Consider the following 24889-nt stretch of genomic DNA (forward strand, 5'->3'; position numbering starts at 1 on the left):
AGCTTCGCCAGCAGGGCACGCGCCCCGGCATCCCGGGCGGCGGCGGCCTCCAGCCAGAGCATCCAGCGCAGGTCGGCGACGCCGCGGCCGATCTGCAGCAGCCGCAGGTCGAGGTCCGGCACCGCGGGGCAGGCCTCCGGCTGCATCGGGAAGAGCTGCACGTCGGCCTCCCCGCTGTCGGTCGGGTCGAAGGGATCGGCGCCGATCGCCCGGCCGTGCCATTGCAGGTAGCCGGCCGCGCCGGTGCGCCACAGGTGGAAGCCCGAGGCGGCCTCGACCTCCGGCATGTTGTACAGCCAGGGCGTCGGGCCTGTCTTCCGCCAGCGCTGGATCTCCTGCGCGTCGATGCCGAAGCCGGCATTCAGCAGCACCACGTCGAAGAGCCCGAGCAGCTGCCGGTCGGCCGGGCGGTTGAGCTGCCCGGCCACCCGCGCCTTCGGGTCGCCGAGCCGGATCGCGCCGCGCAGCCGTTCCAGGTCGGCGGGCATGGAGCCGGGATTGCCCGGCTCATCGGCGATGCTCCAGACCGGTGCCGCCAAGCCGCGCCGGGCGAAGCCGTCCGCGACCTGCTGCATCAGCTCCGGCAGCATGGCGATGCCGCGCTGCTCGACCATCCGCTTGATCGGCGTATAGGCCAGCAGGTCCTGGGCGAATCCGGCCTCCCGCGCCAAGGCGAGGTCGGCGGCGATGCCGCTGGGATCGCCCGGCCAGGGCGTGGCGAGCGCCGGGGAGAGGCCGGTCAGGCCGAGCCCGCGCAGGGTCCGCAGCTCGCAGCCCATGCCGCGCCGGGCGTCGCGGCCGAGCTCCTCGAACCAGGCCGCATAGGGCGCCCAGTCGTGGTAGATGCCGACCGGCCGGTCGGCTGCGGGCAAGGATACGGGCGGCACCTCGACCACCAGCGGCATGGTGGCCAGCCGGCCGCGGCTCTCGACCACCAGCCGGCCCTCGTAGCGGCCGGGAGCGGCGTCCTCCGGCACCCGGACCAGGATGTTCAGCCGCCGCGGCAAGCCCGGGCGCAGCGTCATCCGCGCCATCTCGCCGCGCAGCTGCTCGGCTTCCAGGGTCAGCTGCCCGGCCGCGGGGTTGTGCCGGGTGTAGCGCCAATGGCCCCAGCGCAGCTCTGCCGGCAGCGAGCGCCCGTTGCGTTCCAGCGGGATGAGGGTGACGCGCGGCGACGTATCCGGCTCGGGCGCCGCGACCATCGCGTCCAGCCAGCCGATCGTGCCGCGGGCGATGGCGGGTGGCGGCGGCACCGCGCCGTCCGGCCGCCAATCCGCCTGCGCGGCGACGCCCTGCGGCAGCAGGCCCATCTCCAGCATCGCGGAGGGCGTCCCGGCGCGCGGGCCCACCACCGGCCAGGCCTCGAGGAAGCGCTCGCGCCGCGCCGCCTCGACCAGCTTCAGCGCCGCCTGGCCGGTGCCGGCGGGCTCGACCAGCATGGCGGAAAGGTAGGTCGCCTCGATCGTGTTGCCGGCCAGCTTCCACGACGATCCGGCCGTCCTTGACCTCGACCGTCTGGGTCAGCAGCCCGCCGCGGCGGCCATAGAAGGCGGTCCAGGGATCGGTGACGTCCTCCGCCTCGCGCCCGGCGAAATAGACGTCGCGCAGCCATTCTTCGGGGGTCTTCAGGTACCAGACCGGGGCGGCGCCGTTGATCAGGACACGGCGCTGGCGCGGGTGGGGGAGGTATTCCCAGTCGCCCGGATCCTCGGTCCAGAGCGAGACGTCCCAACGCCCGTTCGGCCAGGGCAGCACGAAGCGCTCGACCCCGCGCAGCCCGGTGCCGATCAGCGGCTGCTGGGAGGAACGGCGGATCGCCACGCGCGGGCTGGCGCCGTTCTCGATCCGCGGGTCCTTGACCGGGACACGGGTGAAGCCGGGGAAGACCGGCGCGTCGTCCGGCCCGAAGGAGAGCGCGGCGACATCCGCGGGCAGCGTCACCGGGGTCTCGACCCGCAGCGCGGTGACGCGGACCGGGGCGGCGCCATAGCCGGTATTGACCATGATGCGGCGGATCGCGGCAGCGTCGAGGAAACGGCCGGAGGGCGTGCGCCAGGCGCCGGGCGCGGTGCGGATCCGGAAGCGGCCGGGCAGGACGGTGCGTTCCAGCTCGAACCGCGTCGCGTAGCTGGCAGATTGCGCGTCGTCGATCCGCAGCACCAGCACGACGGCGCCGGGCTGCGGGTTCTCGCCTTCCAGCACCACCTCCTGCGCCGCGGCCAGGTCGCGCGGCCCGTCGAGGCTGAGCTGGGTGGGGCCGGGCCGGAAGCCGGGCAGGGCTGCGCCGCGGCCGGCAGGGCGACCCCGGCGGCCAGCAGGGCCAGCCGCAGGATGCGGGCGGCGAAGGTGTCGATGCGTCTCATGCCTGGCGGTTCGCAACCATCATGCCGCTGCCGGCCCACAGCTTTCTCGCGAAGCGATGCAAGATGCAGGTCGCCTTTGGCGCGTGGCGTGCAAGGAGTCCGGCAAGCCGACCGGGCCAGACTCCCGGCCAGCGACCCCGCCCGACCGCTGCCGCCAGGATCCAGCCGCCATGCGCCCCGCCGCCAGCCTGCCCGCCCTGACCCCCGCCGAGACCGTCGCCCTGTCGGTCGAGCGGATCGCCATCGCCCTGGTGCTGATATTCTTCCTCGGCGCCATCCTGATCTCCGACATGAACGGCTACCAGGGCTCGGACGATGCCCGCTACATCGCGGGCGCCGAGGCCTGGCTGGCCGAGGGTGTCCACCTCGCCCGCAACCACTGGGAGACGCGGCTGCCCTATGTGCTGCTGATCGCCGCCACGGGCACGACGGCGACCTCGGTCCTGGCGCTGCATATCACCCTGGGTATTGCCCTGATCCTGATGTCGTGGCGGCTGTCACGACCGGTGATCGGGCCGCGTGCCGCGGTGGCCTTCGCCGCGGTGCTGGCCATGGCGGCCTTCACCCAGCAGATCGCCGGGCGGCTGCAGATCGAGGTTCTGGAGCTGGCTGCTGGCCGGCGCCGCCTTCTGGCTGGTGCGGCAGCGGATCGGCGGCGCCAGGCTGGCGCAGCTCGTCACCGCCGGCCTGCTGCTCGGCCTCGCCATCGTCACCCGGCAAACCTCGGCCGCGGTCGCGATCGGGCTCGGCCTGGCGCTGCTGCTCAACCGGCGGCTGGCGGATGCCATCCTGCTGGCCGCGGTGGCGGCGCTGCCGGTGGTCGCCGAGGCGATCTTCTACTGGGCCATGACCGGCGACCCGCTGGCGCGGCTGCGGATCGACATGGGGCATGTGCTGGTCGAGGGCCAGCCGCTGCCGGGCGGCGTCTCCACCATGGGGAACCCGCTCTTCAACCCGGCGCTCGGCGCGGCCTGGCAGAACACCACGCTCGGCCTGCTGCACGTCCACTGGACGGTGGATGCCTTCCTGCGGCTGGTGACCTACCCGACCGGCGTGCTGACCTGGATCCCCGCTTTGGTGCTGCTGGCCTTCCCGGGCTTCGCCTTCGCCGGGCAGCAGCCGGGCCTCAGACGCGACGTGCTGGTCATGATGGCCTGCGTCTATGTGGTGGTGGTCTTCGTCCTGACCCTGGCGCCGGAGCCGCGCTACTTCTCCATGGCGACCTACCTGGCGGCGATGGTGCTGGCGCTCGGCCTGACCCGGCTGGCGGAGCGGCTGCCGGGGCTGGCGATCCTCGGCATCCTCGGCCTGGCGGTGGCCGGGCCGATCGCCGCCGACCTGAACCCGGCGCCGCGGCCGGTGGTGCCGCAGGTGGTCGGGCTGCTGCAGGGCGGCGTCGCCGGGGCCCGGCTGCATGTCTCCGGCCCGATCGAGGCGACCTCGCGCCTGGCGCTGCGCGAGGCCGGGCTGTCCGGGCGGGGTGACGGGCGCGCCGCCGGCGGCGGGGGCCTATTTCCTCGGCTTCCCCGGCAATGACGGGCTGGACCTGGCGGCCGTCTGCCCGAACGGGGTGGCGCGGCTGCTGGAGGTGGCGCGCGGCACGACCTCGCCCAGCCTGGCCTGGGACCTGATGGAGGTGCTGGGGGTCGAGGCGGCGGTGCCGGCGCGGCGCCGCGGCCTATCTGCGGCGCGAGCGCTACGTGCCGGCGTTGTACAAGGTGGGCTGCTGAGGCCGAGGAGGAGGCGCCCCCCGGACCTCCCTCCAGGCCCGCAAATGCCGGGGTGGGGCTCGGGGAGGGCACAGTTTTCCCTCCCCGACCTTTCCCGCGGCCGGCTGCCGGCGCATCCTCCCGCCCAAGCAGGAGGAACGTGACCATGGCCCCGAAGCCCCAGCCCTTTACGCTGGCCGTCCCCGATGCAGCCATTGCCGAGCTGCGCGACCGGCTCGCCCGCACCCGGCTGCCGGACCAGGCGCCGGTGCCGCCCGGCGGCGACCCTGGGCCTACGGCACCAGCGCCGCCTACCTGGCCGAGCTTCGTCGCGCATTGGCGGGACCGCTTCGACTGGCGCGCCCAGGAAGCCGCGCTCAACGCCTTTCCGCAATACAAGGTGCCGCTGCACGGGATCGACCTGCATTACCTGCATGTGCCGGGAAGGGGCCCAACCCCACGCCGCTGCTGCTGATGCATGGCTGGCCCGGCTCGGTCTTCGATTCCTCGACATCATCCCCCGGCTGACCGACCCGGCGGCCTTCGGCGGCGACCCGGCCGATGCCTTCACCGTCGTCGCGCCATCCCTGCCCGGCTACGGCCTGTCCTTCGCGCCGGGGCAGGCGCGCTTCGGCGTGCACGACATCGCCGCCTGCCTGAACGCGCTGATGACCGAGGTGCTCGGCCATCGGCGCTACGCCGCGCAGGGCGGCGACTGGGGCGGCATGATCGCCGCGGCGCTCGGCGCGACGCAGCCGCAATCGCTGATCGGCATCCATGTGAACCTGCTGGCCATCCGCCGCGACGCCTCGATCTTCGTGGGCGAGCCGACGCCCGAGGAGACGGCCTACCGGGCCGAGCTGGAACACTGGCTGAAGGAGGAGACCGGCTACCAGTGGATCCAGGGCACGCGGCCGCAGACCCTGGCCGCGGCGCTGACCGACAGCCCGGCCGGCCTTGCCGCCTGGATCGCCGAGAAATTCCACGCCTGGAGCGACAATGACGGGAGGATCGAGAGCGCCATCGACCGCGACCGCATGCTGGGCAACATCGCGTTGTACTGGTTCACCGGCTGCATCGGCGCGTCCTTCTGGCCCTACTACGCGCGGATGCACGGGCCCTGGCCGATCCCAGACGGCAAGACCGTCGACGTCCCCACGGGCTACACGCAATTCCCGCGCGAGATCATGCGGCCGCCGCGCAGCCTGGCGGCGCGGGCCTATACCGATATCAGGCGGTGGACGGTGATGGAAAAGGGCGGGCATTTCGCCGCGATGGAACAGCCCGCGGCGCTGGCCGCCGAGGTGCAGGCCTTCTTCCGCAGCCTGCGGGGGCGGCATGAGCCTCGACGGCCTGGCCATTGAGGCCGCCGCGGCGCCGCTGCGGCGGCACATGGCGTCCCGCACGCGGATGGTGACGCTGCCGCCGACGATCCGCCCGAAGACCCGCGCCGAGGGCTATGCCGTGCAGGCGCGCGTGGTGCCGGGAGAGATCATCGGCTGGAAGATCGCCGCGACCAATGTCGCGGGGCAGCGGCACATCAACGTCGATGGCCCGCTGGTCGGGCGCTATGCCGCAGGCATGGTGCTGCCGGACGGCGCCGAGGTCTCGCTGCGCGGCAATGCCATGCTGGTGGCGGAACCCGAATTCGCCTTCACCCTGGCGCGCGACCTGGCGCCGCGCGAGGCCGAATACGGGCTGGAGGAGGTCATGCGGGCCGTGGCCGACCTCCGCATCGGCATCGAGGTGCCGGACAGCCGCTTCGCCGACTTCACCGCGGCCGGCGGGCCGCGCTGATCGCCGACAATGCCTGCGCGCTGCTGCACGTCCTGGGCCCGGTGGCGGCGGACTGGCGCGGGCTGGACCTGGCGGCGGCCGGCTGCCTCGCCCGGGTCGGCACGCGCTACGAGCGGGAGGGGATCGGCGCCAACGTGCTGGGCGACCCACGCGTCGCGCTCGCCTGGATGGTGAACGAGATGACGCGGCAGGGCACCACGCTGCGCGCGGGGCAGTTCGTCACGACCGGCACCTGCGCGACGCCGCTGGCGATCCAGCCGGGCGACGACGTCACCGTCGATTTCGGCCGGCTTGGCACGGTCTCGGTGCGCTTCGTAGAATGAGCCTCTAGTTCAAGGAAAGCCCCGCGGCATGAGCGACGCCGATACCTTCGACTACGTCATCGTCGGCTCCGGTGCCGCCGGCTCGGTGCTGGCCAACCGGCTCAGCGCCGATCCCAAGGTCACGGTCTGCGTGCTGGAGGCCGGGCCGCCCGACCGCAACCCCTTCATCCACATCCCGGCCGGCTTCATCAAGACGCTGGCCGACCCTGGCGTCACCTGGCAATTCAAGACCGAGCCGCTGGAGATGACCGGGGGACGTCGGATCAGCACGGTGCAGGGGCGGACCCTCGGCGGGTCCTCCTCGGTCAACGGGATGATCTACAACCGGGGCCAGCCGGCCGACCTCGACAACTGGGCGCAGCGCGGCAACCGCGGCTGGGGCTATGCGGATTGCCTGCCCTACTACCGCCGGTCCGAGAACCGCATCGGCGTCAGCGACGACAGCCGCGGCCGGAACGAGGACGGCATCCCGATCACCGACATGGACTGGATCCACCCGCTGTCGGAGGCCTTCATCAAGGGCTGCGAGGGAATCGGGATCCCGCGCTGCAAGGACTACAACAGCGGCAACCAGGCGGGCGTCGGCTATTTCCAGCGGGCGATCCGCAAGGGGCGGCGCGTCTCGGCCGCCGTCGCCTTCCTGAAGCCGGCGCTGGCGCGGCCGAACCTCGAGGTCCGCACCAATGCGCGGGCCAGCCGCATCCTGTTCGAGGGCAAGCGCGCGGTCGGCATCCGCTATGTCGCGGCGCCCGCCGCCCCGGCGCAGGAGGTGCGGGCGCGGCGCGAGGTGATCCTCTCCTCCGGCACGGTGAACACGGCGCGGCTGCTGCAGATTTCGGGCGTCGGGCCGGCCGAGCTGCTGGGCAAGCTCGGCGTGCCCGTCGTGCACGAGCTGCGCGGCGTCGGGTCGAACTTCCGCGACCACTATGCCTCCCGCTTCGTCATGCGGGCGAAGCCGGGGGTCGAGACGCTGAACGAGCTGGCGCGCGGGCTCAAGCTCGGCGCGCAGATCGCCCGCTGGGCGATGGGCAAGCCGAGCATCCTGGCGACCGCGCCATCGCATGTGCATGTCTTCTGGAAGAGCTTCGAAGGGCTGGACGAGCCCGACCTGCAATGCGTGTTCACCCCCGGCAGCTATGCCGAAGGCAAGGTCTACGTGCTGGACGAGATCCCCGGCGTGACCGCCGGCGCCTGGCAGCACCGGCCGGAGAGCACGGGCTGGGTGCGCGCCCGCAGCACCAATGTCTTCGAGGATCCGGAGATCAACCCGAACTACCTCTCCGACCCGATGGATATCCGCGTCCATCTCGGCGGCATGCGGCTGCTGCGGCGGATGCTGGGCACGCCCGAGCTCGGCCGGTACGTGGATGCCGAGACGCTGCCGGGTCCCGACGTGCAGACCGATGACGAGCTGCTGGACTTCGCCAAGAAGAACGGCAGCACGACCTACCACCTGATCGGCACGGCGCGAATGGGGCCGGAGACCGACCCGACGAGCGTCGTCAGCGACCGCCTGCTGGTGCACGGCATGCAGGGGCTGCGGGTGGTCGACGCCTCGATCATGCCCGGCATGCCGAGCGCCAACACCTATGCGACGACGCTGATGATCGCCGAGAAGGCCGCGGACTTCATCCGCGGGCGGGAGGCGGTGGCGGAGGCAGCCTGATGCCGATCGCGGCTGGGCGGAACCGCCCGGGGGCGTGACGCCGGCTTGCCGGACCGGACGTCCGGCACACGGCGCCGCTCGGACCCCTGCGGTCCTCCCGGGTCAGCCGACCCTGGACGACCGCAGGCGGCGCTCAGACCACCTTGTCGCTGATCACCTGCGGCACCGGCACGGTCCCGGCGAAGGAGGGGCGTGCCTCCAGCCGGGCCGAGAGGGCGACGAGGTTGGGATACTGGCTGCGCCAGGGATGCTCGGGGAAGCGCACGTCGAGATAGCGCAGCAACGTGCCCGTCGCGATGTCGGCCAGGCCGAAGCGGTCGCCGACGACCCATTCGCGGTCGCCCGCGGTCTCCGCCAGGGCGCGCAGGCCGCCATCCACCTTGCGGCGCTGCCGGGCGATCCATTCGGCGCTCTGGATCTCCGGCGCGCGGTGGCGTTCCCAGAACAGCAGGACCAGCGCGTCGCAGACGCCGTCGACGATGACCTCGATCTTGCGCGCCGCCAGGCGTTCCCAGGTATCGGCCGGGACCAGGGCGGGCTCGGGCCACTTCGCCTCGATCACCTCGAGGATGTAGCGGCTTTCATAGACGCTGCTGCCATCCTCGAAGATCAGGACGGGCAGCTTCTCCAGCGGGTTGTGCTTCGGCGTCGCCGTGGTGCTGTTCCAGGGCACCTCGGTGACGAGCTCGAAGGGGATGCCCTTCTCGGCGAGCGCGATGCGCACCTTGCGGGCATAGGGGCTGGGGGTCGCACTGATGAGCTGCAGCATGGGGGTCTCCGTTATTCGGCGGCGGCCGGGGCGATGCCGGCCATCTGGGCGGATTGGGTCTCGAAGCCGGCGCGGTCCTGCGCCGCCTGGCGGCTGCGGTCGAGCAGGGAGACGGCGACGCAGGTGGCGAAGGCCAGCGGCATGGTGACGAGGGTCGGCGGGTCGAGCGGGAAGATCGGCGCCGCATGGCCCAGCACCTTCACCCAGACCGCGGGGCCGATGACGGTCAGCAGGATGGCCGAGGCCAGCCCGACCACGCCGCCGGCCACCGCGCCCGCGGTGGTCAGGCCGCGCCAGTAGATCGCCAGAAGCAGCAGCGGGAAGTTCGACGATGCCGCGATGCCGACCACGAGGGCGATCATGTAGGCGACGTTCTGGCTGCGGAAGGCGATGCCCAGCACCACCGCCAGCACGCCGAGCACGAGCACGGCGATGCGGGAGATCCGCATCTCGACCGCGCTGTCGGCGCGGCCCTTCCGCAGCACGCTGGCATAGAGGTCGTGGCTGATGGCCGAGGCGCCCGAGAGCGTCAGCCCGGCCACCACCGCGAGGATGGTGGCGAAGGCCACCGCGGCGACGAAGCCCAGCATCAGGTCGCCGCCCACCGCATGCGCCAGGTGGACCGCCGCCATGTTGCCGCCGCCGACCAGCGCGCCGGCGGCATCGGCATAGGCCGGGTTGCCGCGGACCAGGGCAATCGTGGCGAAGCCGATGACGAAGACGATGGCGAAGAAGAAGCCGATGAAGACCGAGCCCCAGAGCATCGAGACGCGCGCGGTGCGGGCATCCGGCACGGTGAAGAAGCGCATGATCACATGCGGCAGCCCGGCGCTGCCGCAGAGCTGCGCCAGGGCGAGCGAGAGGGCGGAGATGGGCATCAGCGCGAAGGAGGCCGGCGCCAGGATCGCCTCGTGCTTCGGGTGCAGCCGCACCGCCTCGCCCAGCAGGGCGCCGAAGTCGAAGCCGAAGCGGGACAGCGCGAGGAGGGCGATGGCGGTGCCCGCGGCCAGCATCAGCACCGCCTTGACGATCTGTACCCAGCTCGTCGCGGTCATGCCGCCGAACATGACGTAGCAGATCATCAGCCCGCCGACGACCACCTCGGCCCAGACATAGTCGAGGCCGAAGAGCAGCTGGATGAGCTGCCCGGCGCCGACCATCTGGGCGATCAGGTAGAAGATGACGATGGTGAGCGTCGAGGCGATGGCGAAGGCCCGCACCGGCATCTCGCCCAGCCGGTAGGACAGCACGTCGGCGAAGGTGAAGCGGCCGAGCCGGCGCATGCGGTCTGCGAACAGCAACGCGATGATCGGGTAGCCGACGCTGTAGCCGACGGCATAGACCAGCCCGTCGAATCCGGCGCCGAAGACAAGGCCCGAGAGGCCGAGGAAGGCGCCGGCCGAGAGCGTGTCGCCGGCGATCGCCAGGCCGTTCTGGAAGGCGGTCAACTGCCCGTCGCCGGCATAGAATTGCGCCGCGGAGCGCGTGCGCCGCGCCGCCCACCAAGTAATGGCGAGCGTGCCCGCGACCAGGACCAGGAACATCGCGATGGCCGGGACGTTCGGGCCCGCCCCGGTCGCTGCCTCGGCCGGGCCGGCCAGCAGCAGCAGGGCGGCCAGCGTGGGCAGGCCGCGCTTCAGCGCATCCTCGGCCCGGTTGGTGCGCCAGACATAGAGCGCGGCGAAGCCGACCGAGGGCGAGGATCAGCGCCCAGCCGACCGGGAACCACAGCGTCACGGTGCCGCCGGGCAGGGCGGGGACGGCCAGCAGCGTCGGCGCGAAGGCAGCCACGGCGAAGAAGGCCAGGATGCCGGCGGCGATCGCCGCGGTCAGGCCGAGCCCGAGCCGGGCGGCGGCGGAGGAGGCGGCGGCCTCCGGCGTTGGTGGCGTGGCGGGTGGCATGGACGGTCTCCGGCCCCGGGGGCATTGGCGGTAGCCGCGCGTCACGAAGCGGATTCGTCCCGGCCCCGGGTCCTTGCTAGGCTCGCCCGGGATTGCCAAACACCGTGTGTCGAGTTTCGTATACCGAACACGGTGTTTCGATTACGGTGCCCAGCCAAACCAGGAGAGTCAAGCCTTGATCACCCGGCTCGCGCCCACGCCGCAGATCACCGACACGGTCTACGAGACCCTGCGGGAGGCGATCTGCGACGGCGTGCTGGCGCCGGACACGCGGCTGATCCAGGACGAGCTTGCGGAGCGGCTCGGCACCAGCCGCCAGCCGGTGCACCTGGCGCTGCAGCAGCTGCGGAAGGACGGCTTCGTCGTCGATACCGGCCGGCGCGGCCTGGTGGTGGCGCCGCTCGACCGCGGCTTCGCGGCCAAGCTCTACGAGATGCGGGCGGCGCTGGACGCGGCAGCGGCGGTGGCCGCGGCGAAGCGGGCAGGGCCGGAGGACCGGGCGCGCGGCGAGCGGATCATCCGGGAGGGCCGCGCCGCGGTGGCGGAGGGCGACCTCGCCGCGATGGCGAGCGCCGATTTCGCCTTCCACGATTTCCTCTACGACCTGGCCGGCAACCGGCTGATCGCCTCGACCGCGCGGATGAACTGGCACCATGTCCGGCGCAGCATCATGCTGCTGGCCGGCGAGCCGACGAAGCTCGGCCCCTTCTGGGACGAGCACGACCAGATCCTGCAGGCCGTCGTCGGCCGCGACGCCCTGGCGGCCTCCCAGCTCGCCCAGCATCACGCCCTGGCGAGCAGCCGCATCCTGTCGCGCCTCGACCCGGAAAACTAGGAGGGAAGGCGAGGGGAGACTTCCCCCGGACTTCCTGCCTTCCAGGATCAGGCGAACGCGTCCTGGGAGGAAGACAACATGCGCCGCAGCGACACCCGGATCCTCTGCACCCACACCGGCAGCTTGCCGCGCCCCGCTGCCCTGACCGCGCTCTATGCGAAGCGCGCCGCCGGCGAGCCGGTGGACGAGGCCGCGCTCGACGCCGCCGGCCGCGCCGCGACCCGCCATGTCGTCCGCCGCCAGATCGAGGCCGGCATCGATGTCGGCAATAACGGCGAGCAGATGCGGGAGGCCTTCTTCCTCTATGTCCGGCACCGCATGTCCGGCTTCGGCGGCGGCTGGACCCGCAAGACCTTCGCCGACGTCGCGCGCTATCCCGGCTTCCAGGCCTGGGGCGACGCGACCGCCTCGGGCCGCCCGAATGTCAGTAACCGCGACGGCGTGCCGGAGGCGGTGGGCGAGGTCCGCTACCTCGACCCCGCCCTGGTGCAGGCGGAATGCGACGAGTTCCTGGCGACGCTGGCGGAGGTCGCGCCGCAGGGATTCGCCGAGGCCTTCATGACCGCGCCCTCGCCCGGGATCATCGCCGCGGCGATGCGCAACCGCCACTACGACACCGAGGACGCCTATCTGGCCGCGCTCGGCCGCGCGCTGCAGGTGGAGTACGAGGCGATCGTCCGCGCCGGCTTCCTGCTGCAGATCGACGCGCCGGACCTGGCGATGGAGCGGCACCTCTCCTACCAGGACCGGCCGCTGGCTGCGTTCATCGACTTCGCCGACCGCGTGGTGGCGGTGATCAATGCCGCGCTGGCCAACATCCCGCGCGACCGCGTGCGCCTGCATGCGTGCTGGGGCAATTACGAGGGCCCGCACGACTGCGACGTGGCGATGCGCGACATCCTGCCGGCGGTCGGCCGGGCGAAGGTGGGGGCTGGGTGCTGCCCATCGCCAATCCGCGGCACGCGCACGAGTATCGCTGCCTCGACGCGCTGCCGCTCGAGGACGGCCAGGTGGTGGTCGCCGGCGTCATCGACCCGCTGACCAATTTCGTCGAGCATCCGGAGGTGGTGGCCGACCGGCTGGAGCAGGTGGCGCGGGTGGTCGGCGACCCGGCGCGGGTGCTGGCCGGCACCGATTGCGGCTTCGACACCTCGGCCGGGCGGGGCCGGGTGGCGGAGGACATCGTCTGGGCCAAGCTGGCCGCCATGGCGGAGGGCGCGCGGATCGCCTCGCGCCGGCTCGGCCTGGCGGGGTAGCCCGCGATCGCCCTGGGTGGAAACGCCCAGGGCGACCTTGGTCCTGGCGTCAGGCGGCGGCCATCGACCCGACCGTCGCCGCCAGCCCGGTCTCGAGGCTGGTCGTCGCCCTGACCCCGAGCACCGCGGTGGCGGCCGAGGGATCGCCGAGCGAGGCGCGGATGTCGCCGGCGCGGGCCGGGCCGAAGCTCGTCGCCAGCGGCCTGCCGTCGATTCGCGCCAGGGCCTGGGCGAGTTCCAGCACGCTGGTCGCCCGCCCGGTGCAGACGTTGAAGACGGTCGCCTGCGGCGCCGCCGGCAGCACCTTCATTCCCGCCCGCAAGTGGCTCACCACGTCCTCGACATAGACGAAGTCGCGGGTCTGCAACCCGTCGCCATGCAGGGTCAGCGGCAGGCCGGCGGCGATGCGGGCGGCGAAGATCGAAATCACCCCGGAATAGGGCGAGGCCGGGTCCTGCCGCGGCCCGAAGACGTTGAAGAAGCGGAAGCCCATCGTCGGCACCCGGTGGACGTGGAAGGCGACCCGGGCATGCAGCTCGGAGCCCAGCTTGTCCGCGCCATAGGCGGTATTCGGGGCGGGGATGGCGCCCTCGTCGATCGCGCCCTCGCCCTGGTCGCCGTAGATGGCGGCCGAGGAGGCATAGACCACCGGGATGCCGCCCTGCTGGCGCGCGGCATCCAGCACGGTGATTGTGCCGGTCTGGTTCGCGCGGTGGGTGCCGAGCCAGTCCTCGTTGGACCGCGCGACGCTGGCGATGGCGGCCAGGTGGAAGACGCCGGCGGCGCCCTGCAGCGCCCGGCCCATCAGCGCCGGGTCGGCGACGTCGCCGACCAGCAGCTCGACCCGCGGATCGAGGTTGCGGCGATGCCCGGTCGAGAGGTCGTCCACCACCCGCACCTGATGGCCGCCGCCGAGCAGCGAATCGGCGAGGTGGGACCCGATGAAGCCGGCGCCGCCGGTCACGACGAAAAGGGACATGGATGCGCTCCGCCTGGGGTGAGGGGCTGCCTGCGAAGGGCGGGCCAGCCCGCCGTCGCAGTTTGCGGGAAGGATTCGCAGGACGTGCCGGGGCGCCCTGGCAAGGGCTGTCGCCGCAGCCGGGGCAAGGGTCCCGGCTGCGGCAACGCAATGCGGTCCGGTCTTTATCGCCGCCATACCGCCCCGGAGACCCCGGGGCGGGACCGGCGGAAGACTGAAATGCCAGGCGGGAGGCGGAGGGGATCTTCGCCTCGCCCCTGCCTTATGCGCGCCGGGCGGTGACTGCGCTGTGCGCTGGCGCACAGTGCCGCGGAGTCGCCAAGTCATGCCATGGCCCGGCGCGGCAGCCGCGGCGCCGGCAGCAGGCCGAGCCGGATGGCGAGCAGCCCGAGTGCCAGGAAGGCCGCCGGCGCTGCCGCCGCAGCCGGCAAGGGCGCCAGCGCCTGCGGGATCGCCGCCGCCGCCGCGGTCGCCAGGGCCAGCAGGGCGGTGGCGCCATGCGGGTAGTCCGCCCGCGCCCGGCGCTGCGACAGGATGGCGAAGACCACCAGCCGCACGCCCTGCGCCAGCACCGTCGCGGCGATCGCGCCGGGGACGCCGAAGCGGGGATCAGCAGCGCGTAGGCGGCGATCGCCACCGCCCCGGCGAGCGAGTTCACCAGGAAGGGCAGCCGCCCGGTGCGGGCCGATATAGGCGCCGATGTTGAAGAGGCTGCCGAAGCTCTGCAGCACCAGCGAGACGACGACGAAGGGCACCATCGCCGCGGCCGGGTGGTAGGCCGCCGGCGTCGCCAGCCGGATCAGCACCGGCCCGGCCAGCGTTGCGACGCCCGCCGCCAGCAGCGTCACCGCCGCCCCGGTGCCGGCCAGCCGCGCCGAGTGCAGCGCCCCGTCCGCCGCGGCCCAGACGCCGAGCCGGCGTGGGTACCACCACAACTCGAAGGGCTGCATCAGGAAGGCCATGGCGAGCGCCAGCTTGGAGGCCAGCGCGTAGTGGCCGAGCGCCTCGGCCGGCACCGATCCTGCCAGGAACCAGCGGTCGGCGGTGCCGAGCGCGAAGGAGGCGAGGCCGCTGCCGATCAGGGGCACGCCATAGGCCAGCAGCGGCCGCCAGGCCGCCGGCTGCATCCGGATCCCCGTATCCCGCGCTTGGCCGGCCAGCAGCACCATGGCGGCCATCAGCGATGCCGCGGCGCCTGCCCCCAGCATCCCGGCGATGCCGAAGCCCTGCCAGAGCAGGAGGCCGAGCAGCAGGGTGTGCAGCGTGCCGCGCAGGATGACGACGAAGGCATAGGCGGCCGCGCGGTTCTGCATCCGCAGCCAGGCCAGCGGCACGCCGATCGCGGCCTCGAGCGCCACCGAGATGCCGAGCAGGATGACCTCGCCGGGCAAGGCAGGAAGCGGCAGCCAGGCGCCGAGCGGCGCCGCGGCGACGGCGCCGACCAGCCCGATCAGGGTGACGACGATGGCGAGGCCGGTGACCCGGGCGGCGCCGAGGCGTCCCTCGGCCCCGGGCTGGCTGGCGAAGCGGTAGAGGGTGTCCACCAGCCCGGCCCCGGCCAGCACCGCGGCGATCTCGGCGGCGGAGGAGAGCAGTTCGAGCCGCCCAGAATTCCGCGGCCGGCAGCAGGCCGGTGATCAGCGGCAGCAGCAGCAGGCCGATACCCTTGGTCCAGCCGGTAGCGCCGGCATAGAGGATGGTGGCGCGCAGCCCTTCCGGCAGGGCGGCCCAGCGGGCACGAAGCACGTTCATGCCCCCTGGCAGCCGGCGAAGACCCGGCCAAGGCGCTCGGCCTGCCAGTCGAGCGTGAAGCAGTCGAGCAGCCTTTGCCGCCCGGCGGCGCCGAGCCGTCGGCGCTCATCCGGCGCGAGGCCCGCCAGCCAGCGCAGCCCTCGGCCAGGGCGGCGGCATCGGCCATGGGCACCAGCCGGCCGGTCTCCGGGGTCACCATCTCCTTGTTGCCCATCACGGCGGCGGCGAGGACCGGCAATTCCATCCCCATCGCCTCCTTGACCGAGACCGGGCTGGTGTCGCGGTCGCCATTGGCGCAGATCACGTATGGCGCGACGAAGCCGGCATAGGCCGGGCCATGCTCGGCGATCCAGCCGGAAGGCCTGGGGCCGAGGAAGCGCATCCAGTCCGCGACGCCGCGTGCGGCCGCCAGGGCTCGGAGGTCGTCCAGCAGCGGGCCGGCGCCGACCGCCTCGACCACCGGGCGCTCGGCCTCGGGCAGCCGGGCCAGGGCCTCGATCAGCACCGGGTAGCCCTTCTGCTCGGCCAGCCGGCCGATCGCCAGGATGCGGCCATTGCTCGGCGGCGGGGCGGCGGGACGGCGGAAGCGGGCGGGATCGACGCCGCAGGGGATGACATGCACGCGGGTGCCCGGGCGCATGGCCAGGAAGTCGGCCTTCATGTCCTCGCAGGTGGCGACCACCGCATCCGCCGCGGCCAGCTTCGCCGGGATGTCGGTGGGCGAGCCATAGAGGTCGTAGCCATGCGAGATGAAGCTGCAGGTCAGCCCGGCCAGCCGGGCGGCGACGATGCCGATGGCCGCGGCGCCATGGGCGTAATGCGCATGCACGTGCCGCACCCCCTCGCGCCGCGCCACCAGGGCGGCGCGGGCACCGGCCAGCAGCAGGGAGGGGACGGAGAGCGCGGTCTGCGCCCGGCAGAAGGCCAGCGCCCGGGCGAGGCCGAGGGGATCGGCCAGGGCGCCGAGCATCGCCGCAAGCCGCGGCTGGGCGCCGAGCGCCACCGTCTCCGCCCGGAAGGCCTCGTCCTCCGGCTGGCAGGGACCGTCATAGGGGGCGATGGCCAGCGGCACCACGCGGTGGCCGCGCGCCCGCAGCGCGCGGATTTCATTGCTGACGAAGGTCTCCGACAGCACCGGGAAGGCCGCCAGCACATGCAGGGTGGCGACGGGCGGGGCGGCATGGGCGGGACCGTCGGACATGGGCGGCTGGATTCCTCTGACAGGCCCCAAGGCGGGTCCGTGGCGGCCTGCCGGAGGAGGTGCAGCAGCCATGCCACGCCGCCTGCATCGGCGACGATGCAACCTGCAAGCGAATCTCTTTGTTCCGCAACCCTATGTCCAGCCTATTGCCAAGCTCGCATTTTGCGACGCAGGCAGTGGAATATCGTGGTATGAACTTTGCGTGAGTTTCCCGGGGACCGCGGCGATTACCGTGGGATGATAGAGGGGAAGCAGTTTTGATGTCGGACCTGGCCAGCATGAGCGTCGTGATCCCGATGCGGGATGTCGCGCCGTTCCTGCGCAGCGCGATCGCCTCCATCGGCCCCGACCCGGAGCTGGAGATCCTGCTGGTCGATGACGGTTCGCGCGACGGCACCGCGGAACTCGCCGCGGCGCTGGCCCGGCAGGACGGCCGCATCCGGCTGCTGCGGGGCGAGGGGCGGGGCCTTCCGCCGCGCGCAACCTGGCCATCGCCGCCGCCAGCGCGCCGCTGGTCGCCTTCCTTGATGCCGACGACTGCTGGCGGCCGGGCAAGCTGGCGCGGCAGCTGGCGCTGCACCGGCAGCACCCGCGGCTCGGCTTTTCCTTCACCGACTACCGCCACGTGACCCCGGCGGGCGCGGACCGCGGCAGCTGCTTCGGCTACTGGCCGCATTTCGCCGCGCGGCATGCGCCGCAGCCGCAGGGCCCGGCCTTCGCGCTCGGCCGCGACGCGCAGGCACAGATCTTCGCCGAGAACGTGGTCGGCACCTCGACCGTCGTCGCCCGCACCGACCTGCTGCGGGAGGTCGGCGGCTTCCGCACCGAATGGGGCTCGGCCGAGGACTGGGACCTCTGGCTGCGGCTCGCGGCGCGGGCGCCGGTCGGCTGCGTGCCGGCGGTGCTGGTCGACTACCTGATGCATCGGCCGGGCGCGGTGTCCGGCCAGGCGGGCAGGCGGGCCCGCGCGGTCCGGGCAATCGCCGCCGAGCACCACGCGGCGGCGGCGCTGCTCAACCCGGGCCTGGGCCGGGTCGGCGAGGCCGGGCTGCTGGTCGCCGCCGCCGAGGCCGCGGAGCGCCGGCGCTGGGCGCTGCTGCTGCGGCTGCGCGCCCTGGCGATCGCCCCCAACCGCCGGGTGCTGCGGGAGGCGATCCGCGGGCTCTTTGCCGTGCGGCGATTATCTGCCGCATGATGCAGGCGGGCGGCGGCCCCGGCAGGGCCGTGCTGCGATCTCGCCTTCACCGCCGTGTCGGTGCATAGCGACGCGAGCGCCGCAACCAGAGGATACCGGGCGATGCCGCAATGCCCCGAATGCAGCGTGGTAATCCCGGCCCGCAACGCGGCGCGCTGGCTGGAGGGCAGCATCGCCTCGATCGGCGCGGCGCCGGTCGAGATCCTGGTGGTCGATGACGGCTCCTCCGACGAGACCGCGGGGCTGCTCGCCCGGCTGGCCGCGGCGGATCCGCGGATCGTCCCGCTGGCCGGGCCGCGCCGCGGCGCCGCAGCGGCGCGCAACGCGGCGCTCGCGGTGGCCGCCGCCCCGCTGGTCGCCTTCCTTGATGCCGATGACCGCTGGCGGCCGGGCAAGCTGGCCGCCCAGCTCGCTTTGCATGCGGCGCGGCCGGAGATCGGCTTCTCCTTCACCGACTACCGGCACGTGACCGAAGCGGGCGAGGACCGCGGCACCTGCTTCGGCTACTGGCCGGGCTTCCGGGCACGCCACGGAGACTGGCTGGAGCCCTTCGTGCTGGGTCCCGACGGGCTGGCCCAGCTCTTCGCCGAGAATGTCGTCGGCACCTCGACCGTCATGGTCCGCACCGCGCTGCTGCGCGACCTCGGCGGCTTCGACGAGACGCTGCGCCAGGCGGAAGACTGGGATCTCTGGCTGCGGCTGGCCGCCCGCGCCCCGGTCGGCTGCCTGCCGCTGGTCGGGGCCGACTACCTGATGCACCGGCCGGGCAACCTGTCGCAGGATGCGGCGGCGCGGGCGGCGGCGTTGCGGCTGGTCGCGGCGCGGCACCAGGCGGCGGCGGCGGCGCTGGACGCCGGCGCGGCGCAACGCTGCGCCGCGCGGCTGCTGGTCGCGGAGGCCGAGGCGGCGGCGGCGGCCGGGCAGGGCTGGCGGGCGGCCTGGAAGCAGGTGCAGGCGCTGCTGCGGGCGCCGGACCAGCGGGCGGCGCGGGCGGCGGCGGCGGCGGTGCTGCGCGCGGCGATCCCCGGGCGGTCCCGCCCTGGGCCGTCCCAGCCGGCGTGACGCGGCGGCCGGCCTGGGCGATGCTGCCCGCCTGACCAAGCGGGGTTCGGCATGAGCGACGTCACCATCTGGCACAACCCGGCCTGCGGGACCTCCCGCAACACCCTCGGCCTGATCCGCGAGGCCGGCATCGCGCCCCGGGTCGTCGAGTACCTGAAGAGCCCGCCCGACCGCGCGACCCTGGCCGCCACCATCGCCGCGGCCGGGCTGACGGTGCGGCAGGCGTTGCGGGAGAAGGGCACGCCCCATGCCGAGCTCGGCCTCGGCGATCCCGGCCTGTCCGACGACGCGCTGCTGGACGCCATGCTGGCGCACCCGATCCTGATCAACCGCCCCTTCGTCATCGCCCCCGGCGGCACCAGGCTGTGCCGGCCGAGCGAGACGGTGCTGGAGATCCTGCCGGCCGCGCGGGGTGCCGCCAGCGCCGCTACAGCGGCAGGCTGACCACGATCGCCGCGCTGGCGACCACCGCCGGGTCGTCCTGCGCCGGGTCGCGCCCAGGGAGGGCACGTCGAGCCCGCCCTTCACCGCCTTCGCGCTCACCTTGCCATAGGGCAGGGAGGCGGCGACACGGCCGAGATCGACCCGCTCCGGCCGCTGCACGCCGATGGTCACCTCGACCACCATCTCGGCGGGCGGCACCTGCAGCGCCCGCAGCATGGAGAGCGAGGAGTGGTGCAGCGCGTCCTGCACCGCCCGCAGCGCCGCCTTGGTGTAGTCGCCGCCATGCAGGTCGTTGCCGCTGCCCATCTCGAGGATGACGCGCCGCAGGGTCTTGCCGCTCATGCCGCGGTCCTCCCGGGCAGGTCGAGGAAGACCTCGGCCGCCGCCTGGGCCAGCAGGGTGACGCCGCGCCCGTCCTCGGTCGGGATCTCGAGCCCGCCCTCGACCACCTCGACCGTGCCGGTGCCGTGCGGCAGCACCGCCAGCACCTGCGCCTTGTCGACCTTCTCCGGATGCGGCACGCCGATGGTGACCTTCACCCGCATGCTGTCGACATCGACGCCGAGCGCATGGGTGATGGTCAGCGACTGTGCCAGAGCGCGTCGCGCAGCGCCCGGACCGCGGCCTTGGTCGGCTCGCCCCCGCGGATATCGGTGCCCATCCCGATCTGCAGCACCATGCGCGCCTCGGCCATGCATTCCCCTCCCGGCATTGCCCCGGGGCGGAGTGTCCCGCGCGGCGCCGCCGCCGTCCATGGCCCCGCTACAGCGCGGCGCCGGCCTGCCGATAGACCGCCAGCAGCCGTGCCACGCCCGCCTCCCGGCCGAAGCGGGCGGCGATCGTGGCGCGCGCCGCGGCGCCGAGGGCCTTCCGCGCCCCGCCGTCCAGCGCCGCCCAGGCGGCGACCTTCGCGGCCAGGGCCGGCAGGTCCCCGGCGGCGCCAGCCAGCCATCGACGCCGTCGGTCACCAGCTTCGGCAGCCCGCCGAGGGCGAAGGCGGCGACCGGCACGCCCGCCGCCATCGCCTCCAGCGCCGCCAGCGGCAGGCCCTCCGCCCGGCTGGTGATGGCCAGCAGCCCGACCTCCGCCCAATGCCCGGCCATGCCGGGGACGGCGCCGCGGAACGCCACCCGGCCGGCCGCGGCGGCCTCCGCCGCGACGCGTTCCGGCCCGTCGCCGAAGGCGAGGAAGCGCGGCCCCGGCACCAGCCCGGCCAGCGCGGCGAAAAGGTCCGGCCCCTTCTCCGGCACCATCCGGCCGACGAAGGCGACCGTCAGCGGCCTGCCGCCCAGCGGCGAGTCCGGCAGGGCGACGAAGTCCGGCACCACCTCGGCCGGCCACGGCAGCCGCCCGGCGATCTGCCGGCTGACCGCGACCCGCGCCGCCAGCCCGGCGGTCCAGCGGTCCGCCAGGTCGTAGAGCCCGACAGCACCGGCCGGACGCTCCCCGGCATGGAAGCTGCTCACCGCAGGGATGCCGGCCAGCTTTGCGGCGATCTGGCCGAGCAGGTTGGCCTTGTAGCCATGGGTGTGCAGCAGCGCCGGCCGGGCCTGGCGCAGCCGGCGGGCTAGGGCGCGGAGGCCGCCCGGCAGGGCCTCCCAGGCCAGGCCCGCGGCGTCCAGCCGGTCGCGCAGCGGGTGCGGGCCGAAATCGGTCAGGAAGACTACCCGCGGCCGCTGACCGGCGGCGTCCAGGCCGGCTGCCAGCTCCGCCACATGGCTCTCGATGCCGCCCAGGCCGGAACTGTCCAGCAGCAGCCAGATCTCGCGGGTCATCCTGTCTCGCATATTGCAACGCAGGCTGCGGCGGCCCGGCCACAGGGGGCGCCGGACTCGCAGGCTGCGGCCGAAGAGGGCGGCATGGGGGTTGCGATTAACCTCTTCGAAACCGCTTTCACAAGGACTGCTCCCATGAACGCCTTCCTTTCCGAAGACCGCACCGGCCTCCGTCTGCAGGTCAGCGGCGCGCTCGATGGCGATGGCGCGCTGGCGCTGCGCCCGGTGCTCGAGCAGGTGGTCACCGGCACCACCGGCGACGTGGTGCTCGACATGACGGCGGTCGGGTTCATGGATGGCTGCGGCGTCGGCGCGGTGGCCTTCCTGTTCAAGCGGCTGGCGGCGCAGGGTCGGGCGCTGAAGGTAGCGGGCGCCACGGCGCAGCCGCTGGCGACCTTCCGCCGGCTCGGCCTCGGCCAGGTGCTCGGCCTGCCCGTCCCGGCCCGCCGCGGCTTCGGCTTCGCCGCGGCGCTCGGCTTCGCGCGCGCGGCCTGAGCGGCCGCCTGATGGGCCCGACCGCCGGACCGGCCGTTCCGCGGCGCGACGGGCACGCGACATTCTTTCGCCAATCTGGGTTTTTCCCTCTACCCTGACGCGATGCGGCTGGCGTCCCTTCTGATCCTCTGCTGCCCCTGCTGTTGGCCGGGTGCAGCTTCCCCGCAGCAGCGCCGGCGGCATGGCCGAAATCCGCGCCCCGAAGCCGGAAGACAAGGCCGGGGTCGCGGCGCTGCACCTCCGCCTCGCCTGTCAGGTGGACCGGACTGATGCGCTGCGCGAGGCCTTGCAGGCGCAGGGCGTGCTGACCGGCCGGATCCTCCCGGCCAGCGATCTCGCCATCCGCGCCCAGCGCGGATCCTATGGCGGCCTGCACGGGGATCCGGCGAGAACCCTGGACCGGCTGCAGGCCGAGCTTCGTCGCACTCGGGCCGCTGCTGCCCCCCGGTGTCCAGCTGCCGCGCGAGTGTCCCCCCGCATGATCCGTCGTATCGCCTGCTCCCTGCTGGTCCTGCTGCTGTTGCTGGCGGGAACGCTGCCGGCGCTGGCCCAGACCGGCGGCACCGCCGACGCCCCCGCCGCCGCCCAGCAGTCGGTCCGGCTGGCGGTCGGCGACGTGCTGCAGGTGGTGGTGCCGGGCGAGGACAGCTTCGCCAATACCGTCCAGGTCGACCGCGAGGGCCGCATCGAGCTGCCCGAGGTCGGCCCCGTCCAGGTCGCCGGCCTGACCCTGCGGGAAGCGCGGGAGCAGGTACGCGGCGTGCTCTCGCAGCGGTTCCGCGACCTCTCGCGCTTCAACCTGCTGCTGCGCGAGCGCAAGCTGCTGATCACCGTCGGCGGCTATGTCCGCACGCCCGGGCAGGTGGAGCTGCCGCGCGGCGCCAATGTGCAGCAGGCGATCACCGCGGTCGGCGGGCTGCTGCCCGGGGCGCAGCTCGACCGCTTGCAGGTCCGCCGCGACGGCAAGCCGATCACCTTCGACTACAAGCGCTACCTCGACACCGGCGATTCCAGCCTGCTGCCGACGCTCAGGACGCTCGACGAGATTTTCGTCCCCGTCTCCCCGCTGACCGGCAATGTCGAGGTGCCCTTCGATTCCGGCGCGTTGACCCGGCAGGGCGATGCCGGCCAGGACACCCCCTCGATCCGCGTCTTCGGCGAGGTGAACGCGGCCGGCACCTTTGCCTGGAAGGAAGGCATGACGGTGATGGACGCGCTGATGCGGGCCGGCGGCGTCAGCCGCTTCGCCGGCACCGAGCAGGTCCGCATCATCGCCGGGAACGAACCGAAGCTGTTCAACTTGAAGACCTTCCTCGACACCGGCGATGCCCGGCTGAACCCGCGCATCGCCGGCGGCACCACCATCTTCGTGCCCGTGCTGACCGAGGAGGTGAAGGTCGGCCCGCGCGTGGTCTACATGATGGGCGAGGTGCAGCGCGCCGGCGCCTACGAGGTCCGCCAGGGCACCGGCTTTTTCGACATCCTGGCCAATGCCGGCGGCCCGACCCGCTTCGCCGAGACCCGCCAGGTCCGCATCATCCGCGCCGACGGCAAGACCATCGACTTCTTCGACCTCGGCGGCTTCATCGAGAAGGGCGGCGGCCGGCCGCCGGAAATCCGCCCGGGCGACGCGGTCTTCATCCCGGAGAAGACCCAGGGCGAGCAGACCGCGGCCTGGCTGCGGGTGCCGACCACGCGCGCGGTCCGCGTCATGGGCGCGGTGCGCCAGCCCGGCCGCTTCGAATGGTCCGATGAAATGTCGCTGCTCGACCTGCTGGCCCAGGCCGGCGGGCCGAACGAGCGGGCGGATACCTCCGCCGTGCAGATCCTGCCCGGCGACCGCGCCGCGCCGGTGCGCTTCGACCTGCAGAAATTCCTTGAGCAGGGCGGCCGCTTCGCCGCGCTGCCGGTGATCCGCGGCGGCTACACCATCACCGTGCCGGAGCAGCTCTCGGCGCCGAACGACACGCGCGGGACCTGGCTACGGCAGGAGGCCGACCGCAGCATCTACGTCATGGGCTCGGTCGGCGCGCCAGGGCGCTACGCCTTCGACGCCAAGCTGTCCTTCCTCGACATCCTGTCGGCGGCGAACGGCCCGACCACCGCGGCCGACCTGCAGAACATCCGCATCACCCACCGGGGCGAGGGCCGGGACCGCGTCTCCCGCGTCAATCTGGCCAACTACTTCGAGACCGGCGACGACCTGCTGATGCCGCGGATCCGGCCGGGCGACGTGATCTACGTGCCCGACCGCAACCGCAATTGGTTGGAGACGCCGGCCAGCAACGTGGTCCGCGTGCTCGGCGCGGTCGGCAAGCCCGGCCGCTACCCGATCACCGAGGGGATGACGATCCTCGACCTGCTGGCCGAGGCCGGCGGCACCTCTGGCACGGCGCTTGATACGCGGATCGTCGTGGTCAACCTCTCCTGCTGCGCCAACGAGGCGCGAACCTTCGACCTGCAGAGATCTCGCCCGCACCGGCGATTTCGCGATGCTGCCCGTGGTCCGCCCGGGCGACACCGTCTACGTGCCGAGCACGGCGCAGAGCGAATGGCGCATCTTCTTCGAGGGGTTCCGCGACGTTGTCAGCATCCTCTCCGTCATCGCCCTGCTGAAGGTGCTCTGAGCATGCCGAAGGATTTGGCCCCCGAAGCGCTCTCCGAGGAGATCGAGACGGTCTGGCGCAGCCTGACCGCGAGCGGCCTGCACTGCGTCGCGGTGACCGCGGCGCATAACGGGAGGGCACCTCGACCATCGCCGCCGCCCTGGCCCGGCGCGCCGAGCATGCCGGCAAGACCGTGCTGCTGGCCGAGATCTTCGCCGACAAGCCGATGCTGGCCAATCGCTGCGGCATGCACCTGCCGCCCGGCGAGCCGGTGCGGATCGGCGCCGAGGGCCTGAGTGCCCTGTCGGTGCCGGCGAACGGCCCGGCGAACTGGCAGCAGCGCGACTTCTTCGCCTGGCGGATGGCCGCCTGGCAGCGCGACTACGACCTCGTGGTGCTCGACCTCGCGCCGGTGCTCGCCTCCCCCGCCCCGGGCGAGGGCATGGGCAGCCTTTCGGTCGCCGCCAATGCCGCCTGCACGCTGATGGTGGTGCTGGCCGGCAAGACCAAGGCGGAGGCGGTGAAGAAGGCGCAGGACCGGCTTGGCCGCGCCGGCGCCAACCTGCTGGGCATCGTGCTGAACGACAGGGAGAACCCCTCGCTGAAGGAGGAGCTGGAGCGGGAGGTGAGCCGCATCGCCGGCTTCCTGCCAGGCCTCGCTCGCCGGCTGCGCTCGCGGGTGCGGCGGCTGCCGGTGCTTGGCGTCGAGATCTGACCGACGCGCCCGCGGTCGCCCGGGGCACGCGGCGCCGGCCCGGCC

General features: G+C 73.2%; 24 protein-coding genes and 2 pseudogenes. 17 read left to right on the forward strand and 9 right to left on the reverse strand.

The features are described 5' to 3' along the window. Positions 1-507: 507 nt before the first annotated feature. Positions 508-2379: a hypothetical protein gene (locus ACQ86J_RS32885; protein ID WP_431268805.1), complete on the reverse strand. Its 1872-nt coding sequence runs from the start codon at positions 2377-2379 to the stop codon at positions 508-510. After that, positions 2360-2728: a hypothetical protein gene (locus tag ACQ86J_RS32890; RefSeq protein WP_431268806.1), complete on the reverse strand. Its 369-nt coding sequence runs from the start codon at positions 2726-2728 to the stop codon at positions 2360-2362. The genes ACQ86J_RS32885 and ACQ86J_RS32890 overlap by 20 nt, the downstream gene beginning before the upstream one ends. A 154-nt stretch (positions 2729-2882) precedes the next feature. On the opposite strand from ACQ86J_RS32890, the gene ACQ86J_RS32895 reads away from it, so the two are divergent. Genes ACQ86J_RS32895 through ACQ86J_RS32925 form a run of 7 tightly spaced genes read left to right on the forward strand, consistent with a single transcriptional unit; the run spans position 2883 to position 7858 of the window. Continuing rightward, positions 2883-3899, forward strand: coding sequence for a hypothetical protein (locus ACQ86J_RS32895; RefSeq protein WP_431268807.1), 1017 nt, complete (start codon positions 2883-2885; stop codon positions 3897-3899). After that, positions 3844-4236, forward strand: coding sequence for a hypothetical protein (locus ACQ86J_RS32900; protein ID WP_431268808.1), 393 nt, complete (start codon positions 3844-3846; stop codon positions 4234-4236). Before ACQ86J_RS32895 ends, ACQ86J_RS32900 begins: the two co-directional genes overlap by 56 nt. A 2-nt stretch (positions 4237-4238) precedes the next feature. Then, positions 4239-4547 carry an epoxide hydrolase N-terminal domain-containing protein gene (locus ACQ86J_RS32905; protein ID WP_431268809.1) on the forward strand — a complete coding sequence of 103 codons (309 nt, stop codon included), beginning with the start codon at positions 4239-4241 and terminating at the stop codon, positions 4545-4547. Then, positions 4507-5436, forward strand: a complete 930-nt coding sequence (locus tag ACQ86J_RS32910; protein WP_431268810.1) for an alpha/beta fold hydrolase — start codon at positions 4507-4509, stop codon at positions 5434-5436. The genes ACQ86J_RS32905 and ACQ86J_RS32910 overlap by 41 nt, the downstream gene beginning before the upstream one ends. Continuing rightward, positions 5411-5869, forward strand: a complete 459-nt coding sequence (locus ACQ86J_RS32915) for a hypothetical protein (protein ID WP_431268811.1) — start codon at positions 5411-5413, stop codon at positions 5867-5869. The genes ACQ86J_RS32910 and ACQ86J_RS32915 overlap by 26 nt, the downstream gene beginning before the upstream one ends. A gap of 41 nt (positions 5870-5910) precedes the next feature. After that, the gene (locus tag ACQ86J_RS32920) at positions 5911-6192 is read left to right on the forward strand and encodes a fumarylacetoacetate hydrolase family protein (RefSeq protein WP_431268812.1); all 282 of its coding nucleotides are present in this window, start codon (positions 5911-5913) and stop codon (positions 6190-6192) included. A 28-nt stretch (positions 6193-6220) separates the two neighbouring features. Further along, a complete protein-coding gene (locus ACQ86J_RS32925; RefSeq protein ID WP_431268813.1) occupies positions 6221-7858 on the forward strand; it encodes a GMC family oxidoreductase in 1638 nt (545 codons plus the stop codon). Between the two features lie 133 nt (positions 7859-7991). On the opposite strand, the gene ACQ86J_RS32930 is transcribed toward ACQ86J_RS32925, so the two are convergent. Further along, positions 7992-8627: a glutathione S-transferase N-terminal domain-containing protein gene (locus ACQ86J_RS32930; protein WP_431268814.1), complete on the reverse strand. Its 636-nt coding sequence runs from the start codon at positions 8625-8627 to the stop codon at positions 7992-7994. An 11-nt stretch (positions 8628-8638) separates the two neighbouring features. Then, positions 8639-10171, reverse strand: a complete 1533-nt coding sequence (locus tag ACQ86J_RS32935) for a sodium:solute symporter family transporter (RefSeq protein WP_431268815.1) — start codon at positions 10169-10171, stop codon at positions 8639-8641. Positions 10172-10704: 533 nt separating this feature from the next. Here ACQ86J_RS32935 and ACQ86J_RS32940 point away from each other — a divergent pair. From ACQ86J_RS32940 to ACQ86J_RS32950, 3 genes are all read left to right on the forward strand, one after another. Beyond that, a complete protein-coding gene (locus ACQ86J_RS32940) occupies positions 10705-11364 on the forward strand; it encodes a GntR family transcriptional regulator (RefSeq protein ID WP_431268816.1) in 660 nt (219 codons plus the stop codon). Positions 11365-11442: 78 nt separating this feature from the next. Then, positions 11443-12405, forward strand: a complete 963-nt coding sequence (locus ACQ86J_RS32945) for a hypothetical protein (RefSeq protein ID WP_431268817.1) — start codon at positions 11443-11445, stop codon at positions 12403-12405. Continuing rightward, positions 12375-12620 carry a hypothetical protein gene (locus ACQ86J_RS32950; RefSeq protein ID WP_431268818.1) on the forward strand — a complete coding sequence of 82 codons (246 nt, stop codon included), beginning with the start codon at positions 12375-12377 and terminating at the stop codon, positions 12618-12620. Before ACQ86J_RS32945 ends, ACQ86J_RS32950 begins: the two co-directional genes overlap by 31 nt. Positions 12621-12669: 49 nt before the next feature. Here ACQ86J_RS32950 and ACQ86J_RS32955 read toward each other — a convergent pair whose 3' ends face one another. From ACQ86J_RS32955 to ACQ86J_RS32965, 3 genes are all read right to left on the reverse strand, one after another. Then, positions 12670-13599, reverse strand: a complete 930-nt coding sequence (locus tag ACQ86J_RS32955) for an NAD-dependent epimerase/dehydratase family protein (RefSeq protein ID WP_431268819.1) — start codon at positions 13597-13599, stop codon at positions 12670-12672. A 323-nt stretch (positions 13600-13922) separates the two neighbouring features. Beyond that, positions 13923-15143 (reverse strand): lipopolysaccharide biosynthesis protein, encoded by a 1221-nt coding sequence (locus ACQ86J_RS32960; protein WP_431268820.1) that lies wholly within the window; start codon positions 15141-15143, stop codon positions 13923-13925. After that, a complete protein-coding gene (locus tag ACQ86J_RS32965; RefSeq protein ID WP_431268821.1) occupies positions 15050-16552 on the reverse strand; it encodes a glycosyltransferase in 1503 nt (500 codons plus the stop codon). The genes ACQ86J_RS32960 and ACQ86J_RS32965 overlap by 94 nt, the downstream gene beginning before the upstream one ends. 296 nt (positions 16553-16848) lie before the next feature. On the opposite strand from ACQ86J_RS32965, the pseudogene ACQ86J_RS32970 reads away from it, so the two are divergent. The 4 genes and pseudogenes from ACQ86J_RS32970 to arsC all read left to right on the forward strand — a co-directional run. Further along, positions 16849-17090: pseudogene (locus ACQ86J_RS32970) on the forward strand (glycosyltransferase family 2 protein); the annotation flags it as partial. Between the two features lie 87 nt (positions 17091-17177). Then, positions 17178-17747 carry a hypothetical protein gene (locus ACQ86J_RS32975; protein WP_431272769.1) on the forward strand — a complete coding sequence of 190 codons (570 nt, stop codon included), beginning with the start codon at positions 17178-17180 and terminating at the stop codon, positions 17745-17747. 102 nt (positions 17748-17849) lie between these two features. After that, complete coding sequence (locus tag ACQ86J_RS32980; protein ID WP_431268822.1) at positions 17850-18809, forward strand: glycosyltransferase family A protein; 960 nt, start codon at positions 17850-17852, stop codon at positions 18807-18809. 51 nt (positions 18810-18860) lie between these two features. Then, on the forward strand, positions 18861-19253 hold the full coding sequence (arsC, locus tag ACQ86J_RS32985) for an arsenate reductase (glutaredoxin) (protein ID WP_431268823.1): 393 nt from the start codon (positions 18861-18863) through the stop codon (positions 19251-19253). 120 nt (positions 19254-19373) lie between these two features. Here the strand turns inward: arsC and ACQ86J_RS32990 are convergent. Both ACQ86J_RS32990 and ACQ86J_RS32995 read right to left on the reverse strand, forming a co-directional pair. Beyond that, positions 19374-19595 (reverse strand): annotated as a pseudogene (locus ACQ86J_RS32990) (Lin0512 family protein); the annotation flags it as partial. Beyond that, positions 19592-21028 carry a glycosyltransferase gene (locus ACQ86J_RS32995; RefSeq protein WP_431268824.1) on the reverse strand — a complete coding sequence of 479 codons (1437 nt, stop codon included), beginning with the start codon at positions 21026-21028 and terminating at the stop codon, positions 19592-19594. The pseudogene ACQ86J_RS32990 and the gene ACQ86J_RS32995, both read right to left, overlap by 4 nt. Before the next feature lie 135 nt (positions 21029-21163). On the opposite strand from ACQ86J_RS32995, the gene ACQ86J_RS33000 reads away from it, so the two are divergent. The 3 genes from ACQ86J_RS33000 (at position 21164) to ACQ86J_RS33010 (ending at position 24844) form a co-directional block, all read left to right on the forward strand. Beyond that, the gene (locus ACQ86J_RS33000; protein ID WP_431268825.1) at positions 21164-21523 is read left to right on the forward strand and encodes an STAS domain-containing protein; all 360 of its coding nucleotides are present in this window, start codon (positions 21164-21166) and stop codon (positions 21521-21523) included. A gap of 181 nt (positions 21524-21704) precedes the next feature. Further along, positions 21705-24425, forward strand: coding sequence for an SLBB domain-containing protein (locus ACQ86J_RS33005; RefSeq protein WP_431268826.1), 2721 nt, complete (start codon positions 21705-21707; stop codon positions 24423-24425). Continuing rightward, positions 24323-24844: a hypothetical protein gene (locus ACQ86J_RS33010; protein WP_431268827.1), complete on the forward strand. Its 522-nt coding sequence runs from the start codon at positions 24323-24325 to the stop codon at positions 24842-24844. The genes ACQ86J_RS33005 and ACQ86J_RS33010 overlap by 103 nt, the downstream gene beginning before the upstream one ends. The last annotated feature ends 45 nt before the right edge of the window (positions 24845-24889 follow it).

Origin of the sequence: Dankookia sp. P2 (genome assembly GCF_050632255.1) — a bacterium.
Lineage (GTDB): Bacteria > Pseudomonadota > Alphaproteobacteria > Acetobacterales > Acetobacteraceae > Paracraurococcus.

Excerpts from the sequence above, each read along its gene's own strand:
- ACQ86J_RS32965 (WP_431268821.1), bottom strand. The coding sequence starts at position 16,552 with ATGTCCGACGGTCCCGCCCATGCCGCCCCGCCCGTCGCCACCCTGCAT.
- ACQ86J_RS32980 (WP_431268822.1), top strand. The coding sequence starts at position 17,850 with ATGCCGCAATGCCCCGAATGCAGCGTGGTAATCCCGGCCCGCAACGCG.
- ACQ86J_RS32910 (WP_431268810.1), top strand. The coding sequence starts at position 4,507 with ATGTGCCGGGAAGGGGCCCAACCCCACGCCGCTGCTGCTGATGCATGG.
- ACQ86J_RS32915 (WP_431268811.1), top strand. The coding sequence starts at position 5,411 with ATGAGCCTCGACGGCCTGGCCATTGAGGCCGCCGCGGCGCCGCTGCGG.
- ACQ86J_RS33000 (WP_431268825.1), top strand. The coding sequence starts at position 21,164 with ATGAACGCCTTCCTTTCCGAAGACCGCACCGGCCTCCGTCTGCAGGTC.
- ACQ86J_RS32925 (WP_431268813.1), top strand. The coding sequence starts at position 6,221 with ATGAGCGACGCCGATACCTTCGACTACGTCATCGTCGGCTCCGGTGCC.
- ACQ86J_RS32930 (WP_431268814.1), bottom strand. The coding sequence starts at position 8,627 with ATGCTGCAGCTCATCAGTGCGACCCCCAGCCCCTATGCCCGCAAGGTG.
- ACQ86J_RS32945 (WP_431268817.1), top strand. The coding sequence starts at position 11,443 with ATGCGCCGCAGCGACACCCGGATCCTCTGCACCCACACCGGCAGCTTG.
- ACQ86J_RS32935 (WP_431268815.1), bottom strand. The coding sequence starts at position 10,171 with ATGTTCCTGGTCCTGGTCGCGGGCACGCTCGCCATTACTTGGTGGGCG.
- ACQ86J_RS33005 (WP_431268826.1), top strand. The coding sequence starts at position 21,705 with ATGGCCGAAATCCGCGCCCCGAAGCCGGAAGACAAGGCCGGGGTCGCG.
- ACQ86J_RS32955 (WP_431268819.1), bottom strand. The coding sequence starts at position 13,599 with ATGTCCCTTTTCGTCGTGACCGGCGGCGCCGGCTTCATCGGGTCCCAC.
- arsC (WP_431268823.1), top strand. The coding sequence starts at position 18,861 with ATGAGCGACGTCACCATCTGGCACAACCCGGCCTGCGGGACCTCCCGC.
- ACQ86J_RS32905 (WP_431268809.1), top strand. The coding sequence starts at position 4,239 with ATGGCCCCGAAGCCCCAGCCCTTTACGCTGGCCGTCCCCGATGCAGCC.
- ACQ86J_RS32995 (WP_431268824.1), bottom strand. The coding sequence starts at position 21,028 with ATGACCCGCGAGATCTGGCTGCTGCTGGACAGTTCCGGCCTGGGCGGC.